The organism is Phenylobacterium sp. (assembly GCF_044371015.1).
In the GTDB taxonomy this organism is placed as follows: Bacteria; Pseudomonadota; Alphaproteobacteria; order Caulobacterales; family Caulobacteraceae; genus Phenylobacterium.
The window spans coordinates 1-16,363 of the sequence record NZ_JBILUK010000058.1; the positions used below are offsets into that span (position 1 = coordinate 1).

The 16,363-nt window shown below is 65.0% G+C and carries 15 protein-coding genes; 8 read left to right on the forward strand and 7 right to left on the reverse strand.

What is annotated here, in order from left to right; genetic code table 11:
* The 7 genes from ACIQ3R_RS07035 to ACIQ3R_RS07065 form a co-directional block, all read left to right on the forward strand.
* A partial coding sequence (locus tag ACIQ3R_RS07035; protein WP_397416679.1) for a cation:proton antiporter occupies positions 1 to 1,203 on the forward strand: 1,203 nt, incomplete at its 5' end.
* 185 nt (positions 1,204 to 1,388) lie between these two features.
* Positions 1,389 to 2,576 carry an outer membrane beta-barrel protein gene (locus ACIQ3R_RS07040; protein WP_397416681.1) on the forward strand — a complete coding sequence of 396 codons (1,188 nt, stop codon included), beginning with the start codon at positions 1,389 to 1,391 and terminating at the stop codon, positions 2,574 to 2,576.
* 248 nt (positions 2,577 to 2,824) lie between these two features.
* A complete protein-coding gene (locus tag ACIQ3R_RS07045; protein WP_397416683.1) occupies positions 2,825 to 3,466 on the forward strand; it encodes a MarC family protein in 642 nt (213 codons plus the stop codon).
* 646 nt (positions 3,467 to 4,112) lie between these two features.
* Entirely contained in the window at positions 4,113 to 4,847 is a 735-nt protein-coding gene (locus tag ACIQ3R_RS07050) for a hypothetical protein (RefSeq protein WP_397416685.1), read from the forward strand.
* Positions 4,848 to 5,071: 224 nt separating this feature from the next.
* The gene (locus ACIQ3R_RS07055) at positions 5,072 to 6,784 is read left to right on the forward strand and encodes an amidohydrolase (protein WP_397416688.1); all 1,713 of its coding nucleotides are present in this window, start codon (positions 5,072 to 5,074) and stop codon (positions 6,782 to 6,784) included.
* 127 nt (positions 6,785 to 6,911) lie between these two features.
* Positions 6,912 to 8,141, forward strand: a complete 1,230-nt coding sequence (locus ACIQ3R_RS07060; protein WP_397416690.1) for a carbohydrate porin — start codon at positions 6,912 to 6,914, stop codon at positions 8,139 to 8,141.
* Between the two features lie 711 nt (positions 8,142 to 8,852).
* Complete coding sequence (locus ACIQ3R_RS07065) at positions 8,853 to 10,178, forward strand: alpha/beta hydrolase (protein ID WP_397416692.1); 1,326 nt, start codon at positions 8,853 to 8,855, stop codon at positions 10,176 to 10,178.
* 48 nt (positions 10,179 to 10,226) lie between these two features.
* Here ACIQ3R_RS07065 and ACIQ3R_RS07070 read toward each other — a convergent pair whose 3' ends face one another.
* Positions 10,227 to 10,349 (reverse strand): hypothetical protein, encoded by a 123-nt coding sequence (locus ACIQ3R_RS07070; RefSeq protein WP_397416694.1) that lies wholly within the window; start codon positions 10,347 to 10,349, stop codon positions 10,227 to 10,229.
* Positions 10,350 to 10,486: 137 nt separating this feature from the next.
* Between ACIQ3R_RS07070 and ACIQ3R_RS07075 the strand changes: the two genes are divergently transcribed.
* Positions 10,487 to 11,215: an OmpA family protein gene (locus ACIQ3R_RS07075; RefSeq protein WP_397416697.1), complete on the forward strand. Its 729-nt coding sequence runs from the start codon at positions 10,487 to 10,489 to the stop codon at positions 11,213 to 11,215.
* A gap of 117 nt (positions 11,216 to 11,332) precedes the next feature.
* Here ACIQ3R_RS07075 and truA read toward each other — a convergent pair whose 3' ends face one another.
* The 6 genes from truA to ACIQ3R_RS07105 form a co-directional block, all read right to left on the reverse strand.
* A complete protein-coding gene (gene truA, locus ACIQ3R_RS07080; protein WP_397416699.1) occupies positions 11,333 to 12,073 on the reverse strand; it encodes a tRNA pseudouridine(38-40) synthase TruA in 741 nt (246 codons plus the stop codon).
* Positions 12,073 to 12,999 (reverse strand): methionyl-tRNA formyltransferase, encoded by a 927-nt coding sequence (gene fmt, locus ACIQ3R_RS07085; protein WP_397416701.1) that lies wholly within the window; start codon positions 12,997 to 12,999, stop codon positions 12,073 to 12,075. Before fmt ends, truA begins: the two co-directional genes overlap by 1 nt.
* Before the next feature lie 110 nt (positions 13,000 to 13,109).
* Positions 13,110 to 13,619 (reverse strand): peptide deformylase, encoded by a 510-nt coding sequence (gene def, locus ACIQ3R_RS07090; protein WP_397416709.1) that lies wholly within the window; start codon positions 13,617 to 13,619, stop codon positions 13,110 to 13,112.
* Positions 13,620 to 13,651: 32 nt separating this feature from the next.
* Complete coding sequence (locus tag ACIQ3R_RS07095) at positions 13,652 to 14,851, reverse strand: DNA recombination protein RmuC (RefSeq protein ID WP_397416703.1); 1,200 nt, start codon at positions 14,849 to 14,851, stop codon at positions 13,652 to 13,654.
* Positions 14,852 to 14,860: 9 nt separating this feature from the next.
* Complete coding sequence (locus ACIQ3R_RS07100) at positions 14,861 to 15,898, reverse strand: glycerophosphodiester phosphodiesterase family protein (RefSeq protein WP_397416705.1); 1,038 nt, start codon at positions 15,896 to 15,898, stop codon at positions 14,861 to 14,863.
* Between the two features lie 16 nt (positions 15,899 to 15,914).
* Positions 15,915 to 16,363: inositol monophosphatase family protein (locus ACIQ3R_RS07105; RefSeq protein WP_397416707.1), on the reverse strand; the 449-nt coding region annotated here is incomplete at its 5' end.

Consider the following 16,363-nt stretch of genomic DNA (forward strand, 5'->3'; position numbering starts at 1 on the left):
ACGCCCGAAATCCTGCTGTCGTTCCTGCCCGCCGTGATCGGCGTGGCCGCGATCTTCGTCGCCGGCCGACTTCTGCTCCGGCCTATGCTTCGTTCGGTGGTCCGGGCCAAGAGCGACGAGCTGTTCATCGCCGCCTGCCTGCTGGTGGTGGTGGGCGCGGGGCTGATCAGCGCGCTCGCCGGCCTCTCCATGGCGCTGGGCGCCTTCATCGCCGGATTGCTGCTGGCCGAGACCGAATATCGGCACGAGGTCGAGACGCGGGTGGAGCCCTTCAAGGGCCTGCTGCTCGGCCTCTTCTTCATCTCGGTGGGCATCGGGCTCAATGTGCCGCTGCTCCTGGAGCGGCCGTTGCTGATCTTCGGCGGCGCCCTCGCGCTGGTGGCCGTCCACTTCGTGGTCATTTTCGGTCTCGCGCGGGCCTTCGGGTTGAAATCGCGCAGCGCGCTGGAGTCCGCCTTGCTGCTGGCCGGCGCCGGCGAGTTCGCGTTCGTCATCCTCGGTCAGGCCATGACCCAGGGGCTGGTGGCGCGGGAGGTGGGACAGACGGTGTTGGTCGCCGCGACCTTGTCGATGTTCACCATTCCCTTGCTGGCGCAGTTGGGCCTGAAGCTGGGCGGGCGGCGGATCACCCCCGCGGAGGCGCCGCGCGAACCGGAGGGAGACCCTGGTCCGAACCAGGGCGTGCTGGTGGTCGGTCATGGCCGGGTCGGCCGGTTGGTCGGCGATATGCTGCGCCGTCACGATATTCCCTGGGTCGGCGCGGAACTGGATCCCAGGCTGGTCGAGCAGGGCAGACGGTCCGGCGATCGCATCTTCTTCGGCGACGCCTCCCGCGCGGAGTTCCTGCTTCGCTGCGGTCTGGTGGATACGCCCGCCCTGGTGGTGACCCTGGACGATCCCGACACCGCCGAGTTGATCGTCGCGGTGGCTCGCGAGATCCGCCCCGATCTGACGATCGTCGCCCGCGCCCGTGACGCCCGCCATGCCCAGCGGCTGTACGACCTGGGCGCCACCGACGCCGTGCCCGAGACCATCGAGGCCAGCCTGCAGCTGTCCGAGGCCGTACTGGTGGAAATCGGCGTGCCGATGGGACTGGTGATCGCCTCGATCCACGAACGTCGCGACGCCGTGCGGGCGGAACTCAATCGACCCGAATCCCTGGGCGGGCGGAGCCGGAGTTTTCGGCGGGACCCAGCGCAATAGGGCGAAAATGCGCCGGATTGGAACCCTTATTGCGTCCCTGCGTTATGGTGGGTTGTCACGACAACCGGGCTAATTTGCGTGCGCACTGTGTCCGTGACGACACTTTCGCAACCTCGTGTCCCTGATATAAGAGGGACACGGGTCAAATGCCCGACACCTTACGGCAACCAAGAGGGCTCTCGACGATGAAGTTCAAACTCCTGGCTGGGGCCGCGATGGCCGCGGCGTTCGCCGCAACCGGAGCTGCCGCGCAGCAGCCGGGCTGGTACGGCGCTGTCGACCTTGGCTATCACTGGCCGCAGTCGTTCGACATGACCTCGTCGAACAACGCCGCCAACGGCGCCCCCTATGAGTGGGCGTTCAACCAGGAAGATGACTGGGCCGGCTTCGCCCGTCTCGGCTATCAGCTGAACGACAACTGGCGCGTCGAGCTTGAACTCGGCTACCGCGGCGGTGACATCGCTTCGATCCGCGGTGAATCCTCGCCCCAGGCCATCCTCGGCCTCTGCACCCCTGGCGTTGTCCGCACCGCGGCCGCGCCGGTCTGCGGGCCGGCCGACGGTGACCTGTCGGCCTGGACCGTGATGGGCAACCTGATCTACGATTTCCTGCCCGGATCGGTGATCAATCCGTTCGTCGGCGGTGGCCTCGGCGTGAATCACATCCAGGCGGATGTGCTGGGCCAGTTCTCGAACACCACGGGCGCGATCTCGGCGACCAACCCGGCGATCCAGAACCTGACCATCGATGATTCGGACACCGCCTTCGCTTACCAGCTGATCGCCGGCGTGGCCTGGAAGGCCACTGACCAGCTCAGCCTGGACCTCACCTACCGCTACCTCGGCGGGTCGGATGTCGACTTCACCTCGACGGGCGGTGCGGCTCTGCAGCCGGGCGTCTTCAGCGGCGAGTACAAGGACCAGTCGGTGACGCTGGGCCTGCGGTATTCGTTCGCGGTGGCCGAACCGCCGCCGCCTCCCCCGCCGCCGCCGCCGCCTCCCCCCCCGCCGCCGCCTCCGCCGCCTCCGCCGGCTTATGAGGCTCGCCAGTTCATCGTCTACTTCCCGTTCGATGAGTCGGTGATCACGGCTGAGGCGCAAGCGGTCATCAACGACGCCGCCAATTACGCCAAGGCGGGGAACGCCACCCGCGTGGTGGTGGTCGGCCACACCGACACCTCGGGCTCGCTGGCTTACAACGTCCGCCTGTCGGAACGTCGCGGCAAGGCCGTGGCCGATGCTCTGGTCGGCGCCGGCGTGGGCGCTTCCGCCCTGTCGGTCGACTGGAAGGGCGAGACCATGCCTGCGGTCGCCACCGGCGACAGCGTCAAGGAACCGCTGAACCGCCGCTCGACGATCGACATCAACTTCTGATCTCGATCGACGACAGGTTCGTCGAAATGAAGTTCAGGGCCCGGTGGAAACACCGGGCCCTTTGCTTTGGGCCTGCGGGGGCTTTCTTGCGCTCTAAGGGGGCAGCTGTTTGGTCGACCCGGCCTCTTCAAGAGCCGCGTAGAGCGGGACCAGTCGTGTAAATCGAGCCGCTGATCGGCTCAATTCTGCTGTCAAAAAGGTCCGAATGGGGGAAACTGGCTACGCCGGATGCACAGAAGGGGCGAACCGTGATCAACCTTTCCTATGCTTTCACCATTCTGCTGGTCACGCTGGGGCCCATAAAGATCATTCCGGTATTCTACCTGCTCACCCATGATGCGGTACCAGCTTACCGGCGCAATCTGGCCGTGAAGGCATTCATGGTGTCCAGTGCGCTTGTCGCGTTCATCTTGCTGGTCGCCAGCGCCACGCGCCAAAGCTGGGGCGTTTCTGTCAATGCCTTGATCATCGGTGGCGGGATCATCCTGTTTGTGACCGCGCTAAAATCGATCATGAACTTTGACATCATTGATGTTCCGCCCGCTGACAAGACGGCCGCACCGGCTGTTCGCCCCCCTGCGTCGTGGCATGGCAAGCCTGTAGCAACGCCGCTCGTCGTGCCCACGATCGTCACGCCTGGCGCGATCGTCGTCCTGTTGTTTTATCTGGATCGCAGTGCCGGCGATGCCGTATCCCAGGTGGCGTTCCTGCTTATGGTCGCTGGCATTCTGGTCGCCAATCTGTTCGCGATGCTGGCTGCACGATCTATCATGCGTATTGTCGGCCTGCCCTTGCTGCAGATCATCGGATGGGTGTTTGCGTCGTTGCAGGCGGGTCTTGCTGTTGAGGCAATCCTCGTCGCGCTGAAAGGTCTGGCCATTATTCACTGAACGCGCGCGCCGCGGCTTGAGGTCATGCAATCATTTTCTCAGACGATCATGACTTGCTCTTGAACCGGAGGAGCCTTGCGAGTTCGGTCAGCGGTTCCGGGACGTTCACGACCGTTCATCGGCAAACCTCGAGTCCGTGCCTGGCTCCCGCCCGCGACCGATGACCTTCGGACAATGATCGCCACGAAGACAAGTAGAGTTAGACGGCCATCGACCCCATCCCACAATCATGGAGTGGCGGCTTGCCGCCGCAAGACGCCGCACATCGGTACACGCCCCGGCGCCTCGAGAAGCTGTAGCCGAAGCCATTAGACCCCGGTCAACCGCAACAAGCGGCGACAACTCCGACCAAATAGCCTCGAATTGATCCGAATTTCGTGCTCCTGGAGCCTTTACCGGGGGCTGGCCTCATGCCAAATCGCACCGACGAGCCATTTCATTTTTGTGAGAGCTGCCGATTATGCATTCGAGTATAAAACGCTTCCTGCCTCGCGACTCAGCTCCGGCCGTTCTGGCAGTTGTGGTAATGAGTGTGGGCGGTAGCGCGGCATGGGCCCAACCCTCGGCAAGACCGCCTGCTGGCGAGCCCTCACCCTCAGCTAGTACCTCTTCGGCGACGTCCGGAGCGAGAGCGTCCCGCCCCCCGATGACGGGGCAAGCCAGCGACCCGCGTCCCGGTGGTGGCAGTGGCTACAACCCTGGGGTCAGTAGCGGCAGTGGATCCAGGCCAAGCGGCGGCAGCGGCTACAATCCCGGGGGCAGCGGCGGCAGTGGATCCAATGCCGGCGGCGGCGGCTACAATCCCGGGGGCAGCGGCGGCAGTGGATCCAATGCCGGCGGCGGCAGCGGCTACAATCCGGGCGGCAGTGGTCGTCCCAACTACGGCCAGGGCGGAGGATCCAACGCCGGCGGTGGCAGTGGCTACAATCCCGGGGGCAGCGGCGGCAGCGGATCCAATGCCGGCGGTGGCAGCGGCTACAATCCAGGCGGTGACTGGAACGGTCATACCGGCGACGGTTGGAACCCCGGCAACTACTACAGCTCCTCTATCATCAAGGGTTGGGTCAGACTGGGTTCAGCGACTGCCGGCAAGAGTCCAGACAGAGACACTATTCAAGCATTCGGCCGCTACAGATATGCTAGTATCAAACTCTGCGTTCGCTTTGCGGATGTCGCTTTCTACAATGCGAAAGTCCAGTTCGAGCATGGCGGCAGCCAGGATGTAAAAGTTCAGTCGCGCGTCAAGCGAGGCCAATGTACTCGCGAATATTTCCTGCGCGGCGGCAAAAAACTCGATATTCGGTATGTTTATCTATTCTTCCGGCAATCGGATAATATCGCTAACTGGAGAACCGCGCAGGTCGATTTGTACGCTCGCTAGAACCTGCCGCCGCGGCTCGAGTGGAATGCTTGTCAGCCGTTTGTGAGGCCCCCGGGGCTGGTTGGTCGCACCCGCTTCAGGCAAGGGTAGCGTATACGCAGCACCAGTTTGCGCAGGCGCGCTTCATCGTACTTGCTTTGCAATAGGGCCCGCATTCAGCCTCAGCGGCATTCGGGTACATCAGGAGAGACCAGAGAATGTGTAACGCCTGTGACGAAAGGTTCATGGGCCTGATGCGGACGATCCAGGGGCGTCGCGGCGTCCTGAGAGGCCTGGGGGGCACATTTCTGGCCACAGCCGTTCCGACCGCCGGGGCCACGGTCGCCCATTCATCAGAGCGACAGCAGGTCGACACGATCATCCTCGCGGAGCGCATCTACACCATGGATGCACGCGATACGGTGGTAGATGCCGTGGCGATACGTGGCGGGCGCATTCTGAGGACGGGGAAGCGATCGGACATTCTGGGCCTCAAGGGGCGCAGAACACGGGTCGTAGACCTGGGCGACTACACAGTGCTGCCGGGCTTCGTCGATCCCCATATGCATTCCAATTTCGCCGGCCTGAGGCCCTGGCTCGACGTCGGGCCTTTCAGCACGCCGACAATGGATGACGCCCGCACGAAAATCCGGAATGCCGCCGCCATGGCCGGGCAAGGGGTCTGGGTGCAGGCCAAGATGCTCGATCCCTCCATCATGCCGGGCCGGCCCTTCTCGCGCCAGGATCTGGACCAACTGTCCCCGAACGTTCCAGTCTTCATCCTCGAGTCCAACGGTCACAACGCCTACGCCAACTCGCGCGCGATCGAGCTGGCAGGGCTGACCAAGGATACGCCAGATCCGCCGCAGGGACGGTTCGAACGGGGACCGGATGGCAGTTTGACCGGTCGGCTGGAAGAGCCGCCAGCTTTTCAGCCCTTTATTCAGGTCATGACCGCTCCAAGTGCGTCCGAACTGGTCGAGTATCTCCGTGCTGACCTCAACGACGCCGCGGCGAAGGGCTGCACCGCATTGCATGACTGTGGTGTCGGCGGCCTGTTCGCCGAGGCGGACATATCTCTGATCGAAGCCGCCCTGCAGGACACACCCCCCGTGCGCTATGCGGGCATGCTGGTTTCGACCCACTACGAAAAATGGAAGCAGATGGGCCTGCGTCCCGGCCTGCATTCACCCAACTTTTCGTTCAGCGGAATCAAGGCTTGGTCCGACGGGTCCAACCAGGGCCTCACCGGCTATCAGCGCAAGCCCTACCTGAACTCCAGCAACCGGGGCGCATTGAACTATTCCCCGGAAGAGATCGAGACGCTGGTTCGAACTCTGCATGCCGACGGATGGCCAATCGGCATTCACGCGAACGGTGACGCCGCCATTGATGTGGTCCTGGACGCCTTCGAACGGGGAACCGGCGGCGAAGGTGGCCACAAGTACCGCCACCGCATCGAGCATTGCAGCATTCTGCATGATGACCAGATCCGGCGGATGAAGGCGCTCGGCATCTCGCCCTCATTCCTGATCGGCCACGTCCACTACTGGGGGCGAGCATTCCGTGACCGGCTTCTGGGTCCCGAGCGGGCAAATAGGCTGGATCCGTGCAGGTCAGCGCTGGCGGGCGGGCTACGGATATCCCTTCACTCCGACTACAACGTGACTCCCATCGATCCCCTTCGGTGTATCGAGAATGCCGTCCTGCGGGACATGAACGAAGGCGGCGGCATCTTGAATCCCGCGGAGTGCATTTCACCTCTGGAGGCCATTCGCGCAGTAACCATCGACGCCGCCTGGCAATGCCATCTGGATGACGTCTGCGGGAGCCTGGAGGTCGGCAAGTCTGCTGACCTGGTTGTTCTGGAGCGGGACCCGACAACGGTTTCGCCGGACACCCTGCGATCTATCCGTATCCATTCCACGTGGCTGGGTGGGCAGGAGGTTACCCGATGACGACGAGGCCATGGCGATCGGGCTTCTGGGGGGGGCATAATGGATATGCGGCGCGAGAAGGTGGAGCGTATCGATATGGGCGGTTTTGATGCCGTCTAGTTCCGCGCCCCATCGAAAGACAAACCCCTTGTTCCTGAAGCATCCCGTCTGGACTGCCGGTCTCTTCGGCGTGCTGGTAGGCTTCATGCCGATCAAGGCCACCGCCCAGCCTCAAACCGGACTGAAGGCCGAACTCGCTGACGCTGGTCTCGACGTCGGCCTGACGGTTACCAATTTCCTGCAGGGTGTCGTGTCGGGAGACGGCGACAGGGATTGGGAGAGCGGCGGAAAGGTCGACGCAACGCTTCGTGTCGACGCGGCAGCCTTCGGACTCTGGGAGGGCCTGACCGTCTCGGTCCATCAGGAGTGGGTCTATGGAGATGATGTGAACGCCAAGGGCGACGGGTCGCTCCTGCCGGTGAACGTTGTCATGGGCTTCCCGCGACTGGGCGGCAGCGATTCGGAAACCTCGGTGGTGATCAACCAGTCCGTTGGTGATCGCCTGTCGATCAGCTTCGGCAAGTTCAACATGCTTGATGCGGCCGCCCGCACGCCGATTGCAGGCGGCGGCGGACTTACGACCTTTTCGCACGTCGGACTGGCTGCTCCTATTTCTGGCGTCACACCGCCCTATCTTCTTGGCGTTATGGCGACGCTCCGGACAGCGCCGGTTACCGCAACTGCCATGATCTATGATCCCCGAAACGCACAGGATAACGAGGTGCTGAGAGAGCCCTTCGCAGACGGTGTCACGGTCAGTCTGTCGGCTACTTTCCCGGTATCAATCGGCGGCAACGGGGGCTTCCAGGGCATCAGGGCGGTCTACAGCACGCAGCAGGGCCTGAATCTGAACGACATTCCGCAACTGGCTCTCCCGCCTGAGGCCGAGGCCGTTATCGGCGAGAGATCGCCCTACTGGTATCTGGCCTACTCCTTCCAACAGACGCTGTTCCGGCAAGCGCAAGATCCGGCGCGCGGCTGGGGGATCTTCGGCCAGGTCGCGATCTCGGACGGAAATCCCAACACGATCGAAAGCAGCATTCTTGCCGGGATCGGTGGCGACAGCCCGATCACACAGCGTCCGCTGGACCGCTGGGGAGTTGGTTACTTCCGCTATAACCTGAGCTCCGCATTGCTGGATGGTCTAGCAGCCCTCGGCAAACCGGATCTGCGCCGCGAGCAAGGCGTCGAGGCCTTTTACAATATGGCTCTTTTGCCGAACCTCAGGTTGACCGCCAGTTTGAGCTACGTTTCACCCGGAGAGGCGGCGCGCGAAGATGCCGTATTTGCGGGGTGGAGACTGCAAGCAGCCTTCTGAAAATGTCCTTGCTGTCCCGTCGGTGCGCGGCTGCGCCAACCGGGCCAGTGACGGCGTCAGGACCGCTCCGGCAGGCTCTGTACGAGGCGCTATGAGCCGGTGACCTGAAGCAGCGCTGTCGGCGCCGGTCTGGCGGAGGTCGATCTTGATCGGGATTTCGGCTAGCAGGGGCAAGTCGAACGTCTAGGCCTCGGCCCGCATGTCGCAGAAGGCGTGGAGGGGCGTATCGTATTACGGTCGTAGAGATAGCGCCCAGATCGACGTCCAATCGCCCCAGTTCGCCCATAGCCGGCGGCTTGGCCGCTGCGGGCGTGATGAGGAGAGATAGGCTCAGAATGCGACGCTCATCGCGACACGTCGTCGGCGGGCCATATCTACTCCGAGTCAAGGTGTTGACCGCGCATGTCTCAGGGGCGCCGCCACACGGACGCCCGGCGTCTTTCACGCCGAATGAATCTCACTATAGTCGAATATTGCGAAGGGCATCTGGATCGTACGAAAATTTCGTGCGAATTTTTCTACTCTATATTGAGGTAGCTTGGATTTTGGAGGGGGATAGGTTCCGGGCGTCATGATTACGCAGTCAGCGTCTACTCTTGTCACCGCTACCGCCCGTTGCGCTCCGCAACGGGTCATGAATTCCCTGACACCTGGTGGAGCAGGCGAATGAGCGTCAGAAGCCTGCGCCGGACTGCCACGACATTCTGTGTTGTGGCGCTCCTGCTGCCATTGTTGTCCGCCTGCGCTTCAGCAGAAAAGCTGACGATTGGTCTCATGCCGGCGCCAGAGGCCATTGTGAAAGGCCTGCTGAAAGGCGCAGCCACCGATCAGCGCCCCATCAGCGAGTTACCCGGCGGCGGAATGCTCTATGTGACCGACCGGGTGCCCAGCGAGAAGGTTGGCGGCTCATTCTATGAAAGCGTCCGCGGCGGGACGCTACGGGCCGGAGAGGCCAAGGTCGCGGTCCAGAACCCAGATCTGACCTGGGATGAAATGCGGCGCGATGCGCTGATCAAGAAGAAGGGCGGCGCCATCGATCTTCGGGTGACGGCCGTCGAAGAATTCGGCCTGCTCGAGACGCCTGCCCTTCCCGGCGCACCGCCGGTGGATACGCCGGGGGGGCCTGCCGCCGGAAAACTCGCCGAAGAAATCAATGCCCGTCTGGCCCTGTCGCCGGACAAGGACGTGTTCATCTTCATCCACGGGTTCCGGGTGAATTTCGAGAATCCGGTGCTGGTCGGCGCAGAACTCTGGCATTTCCTCGGCTACCAGGGCGCATTCATTTCTTATTCCTGGCCGGCCACGACCAAGGTGACGGCTTACGTCGGCGACATCGAAACTGCGATGGCGACCGCCCGCAATCTCCGCGAACTGATCGCCTTCATCGAAACCTCGACCAAGGCTGAACGCATACACATCATCGCTCACAGCGCCGGAACGCGGCTGGCTGTGCGCGCTATGGACCAGGTCGCCCTGATTAACCGGCATGCAACGGGCAGCAGTCCACGTCTGGGCAACAAGATCGAGAATGTCATCCTGATCGGCAGCGATATCGACCGCGACGCTTTTATCGCGTCCATCGCCGACGGTCTGCTGACAGCGCAGCGGCACCTGGTGATCTACGGCTCCTCCAAGGACTCGGCGCTTCGGGCCTCCCGAGCGATCACGGGGCACGGCCGGCTGGGCTCCATGTTCAGCGGCACGGACCTGTCCGACCCGATGAACGGCCTGTTCCGGAACAACCCGGAGCGTATCTCGTACATCGACGTCACCGGCGTCGAAGGGGTCGACGACGGTTTGGGACACAGCTACTTCCGCTCAAGCCCCTGGGTCAGTAGCGACATCCTCATGAAGCTGGCCTATCGGCTCTATCCCGAAGAGCGGGGCCTTGTGCGGGATACGGCGACAGGGATTATGTCTTTCCCTGCGGACTACATTGAGCGGATGAGCGTGATCCGGACGGCAAAGCGGAATGCGCCTGGCCGCCGCACCTCGCCCTATTCCGGCATCAAGGCGCAGTCGACGCCGCCGCGATGATCACTCGCGTCTGGGGTGATCCACTCAGAACTTCCGGCCGGAGTCGCCTCAGTCGCCGACATTGCTTTCGTCCTGGAACTTCTCGCTACCGTTGCTGGCGATCTGGCCGCTACGTCGGTTGATCTGCACATGCGGCGAGTTAGTGCCATTCATCCGGTACTTGCCGGTCATACACGCGGACAGCGTTCTCGCAGCCTATCATCGTGGCGCGCAGTGGGACGAGCGGGTGAAGATGGCGCAATGGTAGAGCGACCACCTCGACATGCTGCGCGAGGGCGGTCGGGTCATCAAGCTTCTCGTGGACCCTGATGGGCAATGTCATCGATGACCTTCTCCCAGGCTCTGCCCTCAGCCCGTTCCTTGGCGGCGGCATCGGCGTCAACCACACCAAGGTTGATGTCACCGGCCAGTTCTCGAACATCACCGGCGCCATCTCGGCGGCGAATCCGGCGATCCAGCATCTGGTGATCGACGACAAGGATACGTCGTGTGCCTATCAGGGCATTGCGGGCATCGCCTTTAACGCGACCGATCAGCTCCGCGTGGACCTGACCTATCGCTTCCTCGCCGGCTCGGACATGGACTTCACCAGCGTCAGTAGCGGCGCGTCTGGCCTGCAGCCCGGCGGGTTCAGCGGCGAGTATCGCGATCAGTCGGTGACGCCGGGTCTGCGCTACCTGTTCGCGGCGGCGCCGGCATACGAAGCCCGGCAGTTCATCGTCTACTTCCCGTTTGATCAGTTCGTGATCACGCCGGAAGCCCAGGCGGTGATCAACGATGCGGCCAACTACTCCAAGGCCGGAAACGCCACCCGCGTCGTGGTTGTCGGTCACGCCGACACCTCCGGCGGCCTGGCCTACAACGTCCGCCTGTCGGAACGTCGCGCCAAGGCCGTTGCCGACTCGCTGGTCGGCGCCGGTGTGAACCAGACCGCTCTCTCGGTCGACTGGAAGGGCGAGACCATGCCCGCGGTCGCCACCGGCGACAGCGTCAAGGAACCGCTGAACCGCCGCTCGACGATCGACATCAACTTCTGATCGTCGTCCGGGACACGGGATTGAGTTGTGGGAAGCCCGGCCGCAAGGCCGGGCTTTCTGCATTCTGGGGCCCGCCTGGGTTCCACAAGGGTGGGATGACGATGAGGCGCCTTCGTCTCAGCCGTATTCAACCCACGTCAGATAGAGCCCGTGCGCCGGGGCTACAGGACCACAGGCGCGACGGTCGCGTGCGGCCAGCGCGTCGGCCACATCCTGGCGGCTCCATCGCCCGATGCCGACCTCGGCCAGCGTTCCGGTCATGGATCGCACCTGGCGGTGCAGGAACGATCGCGAGGCGAACTCCAGCACCACCTCGGCCCCCTCGCGGCGGACGCCAGCGACATCGAGCGTCTTGATCGGTGACTTCGCCTGACAGGCCAGGTCGCGGAAAGTGGTGAAGTCGTGATGGCCGACCAGCACCTGAGCAGCCGCGTGCATGGCCTCGGCGTCGAGCGGCTTCTTGACGTGCCACACCCGACCCTGATCCAGCGCGGGCGGCGCGGCGCGGTTGAGGATGCGATAGCGATAGCGTCGCCCGGTCGCCGAGAAGCGGGCGCTCCAATCGTCAGCCGCCCGTTCGACCGCCAGCACGGCGACCGGAGCCGGAACCAGATGGGCGTTCAGCGCATTGCGCACCGTCTCGGTGGGCCAGTCGCGCGCCAGGTCGAGTTGCACCACCTGTCCCTCGGCGTGGACGCCCGCGTCGGTGCGCCCGGCCGCGCCCACCCGCACCCGCTCGCCGCAGAACGCCAGCACCGCAGCCTCCAGCGCGCCCTGCACCGAGGCCAGCTTGTCCTGGGCCTGGAAGCCATGAAACGGTCGGCCGTCATACTCGATGAGGAGGCGATAGCGGGGCATCAGCCGAGCTGCGTCCCGGCCGGCACAGCGGCGCCCCGCAGGAAGACCTCCGCGTCCTGCGGTCCCTTGCCCTCCCGCTGCAGGCGCAGCAGCCGCACCGCGCCCACGCCCGCGGCAACCAGCAGACGGTCGTCCAGCGTGACGCCGGGCTTTCCCGAGACGTCTTCGTAGGCGCTGAGCAGCGCCTTCACGCGCACGGCTCCCTTATCCGTCGGCAGCTCGAACCAGGCCCCGGGCGCGGGCGAGAGCCCCCGGATGCGCCGATCCAACGTCTGCCCATCGAGCGTCCAGTCGATGCGCGCAATCTTCCGACCGATCTTCTTGGCGTAGGTGACGCCGTCTTCGGACTGGGGGGTCTCCACCGCCCGGCCTTCGGAGATGTCGGCCAGGGACTCGACGATCAGGCGGGCGCCCGCCTCGGCCAGTCTTTCAAACAGGCTGCCGGCGGTTTCCAGCGCGTCAATGCGCAGCGTGGCCGTGGCCAGAACCGGACCTTCGTCCAACCCCTCGGTCATCCGCATGACCTGAACCCCGGTGACCCTGTCGCCGGCCATGATCGCGCGCTGGATCGGCGCCGCGCCTCGCCACCGCGGCAGCAGAGAGCCGTGGACATTGTAGGCGCCCAGGCGCGGAGCCTCGAGGATCGCCGCCGGCAGGATCTGGCCGAACGCCACCACCACCGCAGCGTCCAGCCGCAACGCCGCGAAGGCCGCGATCTCCGCCGGATCGCGCATCGAGGCCGGCGTGCGGACCGGGATCCCGCGCGCCTCGGCGAAGGCGTGCACCGGTGAGGGTTTCAGCGTCTGACCCCGGCCGCGCGGCGCCGGCGGCTGGGAGTAGACACAAACCACCTCATGCCCGGCCGCCAGGACGGCTTCCAGCGAACGAACTGCGAAGTCAGGGGTTCCCAGGAAGGCGAGACGCATCGGTGGAAATCCCCGTCAGTCGCTTCGCGACAGCTCCCCCTGAGGGGGAGCACCAGTCGTGTTGTCCTCCCCCGACGGGGGAGGGGGGCCGCCGAAGGCGGTGGAGGGGCCTAGGCCGCCTTCGCCTGCTTCTTCACCTTCTTGACCGCCTGCTCACGCTTGAGCCGTGAGAGGTGGTCGATGAACAGGACGCCTTCCAGGTGGTCCATCTCGTGCTGGATGCAGACCGCGAACAGGCCCTCGGCGTCTTCCTCGACGGTCTCACCCTGGTAGTTCAGGTAGCGGAGCTTGACCTTCGCGGGCCGTTCAACCTCGTCGAAGTACTCCGGCACGGAGAGGCAGCCCTCCTCATAGGGGGCGGTCTCGTCCGAGGCCCAGAGGACCTCCGGATTGACGAAGTAGCGGGGCGCCTTGTCTTCGCCCTCGCGGGCCAGGTCCATGACGATGACGCGCTTGGGCACGCCGATCTGGACCGCCGCCAGACCGATGCCGGGCGCCGCGTACATGGTCTCCAGCATATCGTCCATCAGGGCGCGCAGGTCGTCGTCGACCGCCGCCACGGGCTGCGAAACCTGCTTCAAAACAGGGTTCGGAACGGTCAGGATCTCGCGGAGCGCCATGGCGGGGCAGGTAAGGGGCCCACCCTGCGGCGTCAAGACAGCCGTTCAGGGCGGTCTTCCGCCGACAGCTTGGCCAGGGGGCGAACCGCGGCCTCCAGGCCGGCCAGTTCGTCGATCGTCTTGCCCTGATGATCGACCTGCAGGTCCTCGAACCGGCGCGCCTGGGTGAGCACCTGAGTCTCCAGCGAGCCGACGAAGCCGTTGTAGCGCGCGACCGCCGCTTCCAGCGCCTTGCCGACGCCGGCCGCATGGCCGCCCATCACCGCGATCCGCTTGTGCAGCTCCCGGCCCAGCTCGGCGATCTTGCGGGCGTTGGCCGCCTGATCCTCCACCCGCCAGCCATAGACCACCGCCTTGCAGAGGGCGAACAGGGTCGAAGGCGTGACGATCACCACGCGTCGGTCCATGGCCTCGGTCATCAGTTCGGGCGCCCGGTCCAGCGCCGCGCCCAACGCTGAATCGATGGGCACGAACATCGCCACGAAATCCGGAGACGCCTCGAACTGATCCCAATAGGCCTTGGCCGATAGCCCCTGGATGTGAGCGCGCACGCTCTGGAGGTGGCGCGCGCCGGCCGCCTCACGGGCGGGGTCTTCCGTAGCGTCCTGCATCTCCAGGAAGGCGTTCAGCGAGCATTTGGCGTCGATCACGAACACGCCGCCGCCCGGCAGTCGCACGGTCACGTCGGGCCGCCGTCGGCCCTCCTCGCTGTCGGTGGAGACCTGTTCGTCGAAGTCGTAGCGATTGGTTAGGCCCGCCGCCTCCAGCACATTGCGCAGAGTCTGCTCGCCCCATCGGCCCTGCACGCCGGCGCCCCGCCGCAGGGCCGCCGACAGCTTGCGCGCCTCGTCCTGGGTGGCGGTGGAGGCCTGGAGCAGCTGACTGATCTGTTCCTTCAGGCCGCCGGTCTCTTCGGCCCGCTGCTTCTCGACGGCGGTCACCTGCTCCTGGAACTTCTGCAGGCTCTCGGCCACGGGCTTGAGCTGGGCTTCCAGCCGCGCCTGGGCCAGCTGCTCGCGGCCGCGCACCGCCTCCTCGTTGCGGCGCAGGATCTCTTCCGCCACTCCGGCTGCCGACTGGCTGATCTCGCGGCGCAGGATGTCACCCTGCTGGCGGTGGATATCGAGCGCCAGGGTCGCCGCGGACGCCCGCCCACGCTCCCAGATCGCCCAGGCGACGGCGCCCAGGAGGGCCAGACCCAGCAGAATCACGGCGAGCAGCATGGCGTTCATGCTGCGTTCCTAGCTCAGACGGGCGCGCGCCGCCACCGCCAGGTCAGGGAAGTCGGAAAACACGCCGGTGACGCCCGCCGCATAGAGCGCCGCCAACAGCGCGTCTGCATCGCCATGCGCCGCCGGACCGGTCCCGCGTTGGAGCGACTTGGGCAGGAAGGCGTTCTCCGCCCGCACGGTCCACGGATGGACCTCCAGGCCCAAGGCCCGGGCGCGCGCCATCAGCGGCGTGGGAGCGGCCAGGGCGTCATTCTCGATAGGGACGACCAGCGGCCATTCGGGCCCGACGCCCTCGGCGAACGCGGCGATGGCCTTGAGTCCCGCCTCGCTGGTCACGTCGACCGGCGCAGGCCCTCTGGAGACGAGCATCACCCGACGCGCCTTTGAAAGCCCGCCGAAGGTCTTCAACGGCTCCGGCTCGAAGCACTGCACGAAGACCGGCGCGGACCGTGTGTTCAGGCTGTTGCGCTTCAGAACTTCGGCCAGGCGGCCCTCCAGCGGGAGACCGATCCCGGCGAAATAGGCCGGGTGCTTCATCTCCGGATAGGTGCCGATCTCACGCTTCAGGCGCCGGCTCTCGGCGCGGGCCAGGTCGATCACCTCCTGATAGGTGACGATGGGTTCCTGACCGTCGAAGGCCTTGCTGATCGCCCGCAACGCCGGAAGCCGCTCCCGCGCGCGCAGGGTCTTGAGTTCGGCCAGCGTGAAGTCCTCGGTGAACCAGCCTGTGACCGACTCGCCATCGATCACCTTGGTGGTCTTCCGGTTCGCGAATTCGGGCCGGGCCGCCACATCAGTCGTCTCATGGATCTCGTTCTCGTGGCGGGCGACCAGATGGCCGTCCTTTGTCGCCACCAGATCGGGCTCGATATAGTCGGCGCCCTGGGCGATGGCCTCGCGGTAGGCCATCAGCGTGTGTTCCGGGCGGACGCCGCTGGCGCCGCGGTGGGCGATCACAAGCGGTCGGCGTTGAGCTGCGGCCGCAGGTCCGGCGGCGGCGAGGGCGGAAGCGGCGGCGAGGGCGGCGCGGCGGGTCATGGTCATCATGTCCCCCAGCTTACCTCTATTTCGCGGCGGTGATGCGACCGAGGATTTTGGGATGCAGGTCGAGATTGCCGGCGATGATGGAGCCTTGGGCCAGGACCGCGTCGCCGCCTTCAGCGTCTGTGACCTTGCCGCCCGCCTCGGTGACCAGCAGCAGGCCGGCCGCCAGGTCCCAGGGCGAAAGGTCGCGCTCCCAATAGCCGTCAAAGCGACCCGCCGCGACCCAGGCCAGATCCAGCGCCGCCGAGCCGAAACGCCGGACGCCGGCCACCTGCTGGCTGACCTGGTGCAACTCCTTGAGGAACCGGCCGTGCTGGCCGTGGCCCAGGAACGGAATGCCTGTGGCCAGCACCGCTTCGTCCATCCGCTGTCGCGCCGCGACCCGCAGCCGTCGGTCGTTGACGAAGCAGCCCTTGCCCTTCTCGGCCCAGAACAGCTCGTTGGTGACCGGATTGTGGGTGACCGCCG

What these genes read in the sequence shown, in the direction of transcription:
- ACIQ3R_RS07040 (WP_397416681.1), top strand. Translation starts at nt 1,389, where the DNA reads ATGAAGTTCAAACTCCTGGCTGGGGCCGCGATGGCCGCGGCGTTCGCC.
- ACIQ3R_RS07050 (WP_397416685.1), top strand. Translation starts at nt 4,113, where the DNA reads ATGACGGGGCAAGCCAGCGACCCGCGTCCCGGTGGTGGCAGTGGCTAC.
- ACIQ3R_RS07055 (WP_397416688.1), top strand. Translation starts at nt 5,072, where the DNA reads ATGGGCCTGATGCGGACGATCCAGGGGCGTCGCGGCGTCCTGAGAGGC.
- ACIQ3R_RS07070 (WP_397416694.1), bottom strand. Translation starts at nt 10,349, where the DNA reads ATGACCGGCAAGTACCGGATGAATGGCACTAACTCGCCGCATGTGCAG.
- ACIQ3R_RS07075 (WP_397416697.1), top strand. Translation starts at nt 10,487, where the DNA reads ATGGGCAATGTCATCGATGACCTTCTCCCAGGCTCTGCCCTCAGCCCG.
- truA (WP_397416699.1), bottom strand. Translation starts at nt 12,073, where the DNA reads ATGCCCCGCTATCGCCTCCTCATCGAGTATGACGGCCGACCGTTTCAT.
- fmt (WP_397416701.1), bottom strand. Translation starts at nt 12,999, where the DNA reads ATGCGTCTCGCCTTCCTGGGAACCCCTGACTTCGCAGTTCGTTCGCTG.
- def (WP_397416709.1), bottom strand. Translation starts at nt 13,619, where the DNA reads ATGGCGCTCCGCGAGATCCTGACCGTTCCGAACCCTGTTTTGAAGCAG.
- ACIQ3R_RS07095 (WP_397416703.1), bottom strand. Translation starts at nt 14,851, where the DNA reads ATGAACGCCATGCTGCTCGCCGTGATTCTGCTGGGTCTGGCCCTCCTG.
- ACIQ3R_RS07100 (WP_397416705.1), bottom strand. Translation starts at nt 15,898, where the DNA reads ATGATGACCATGACCCGCCGCGCCGCCCTCGCCGCCGCTTCCGCCCTC.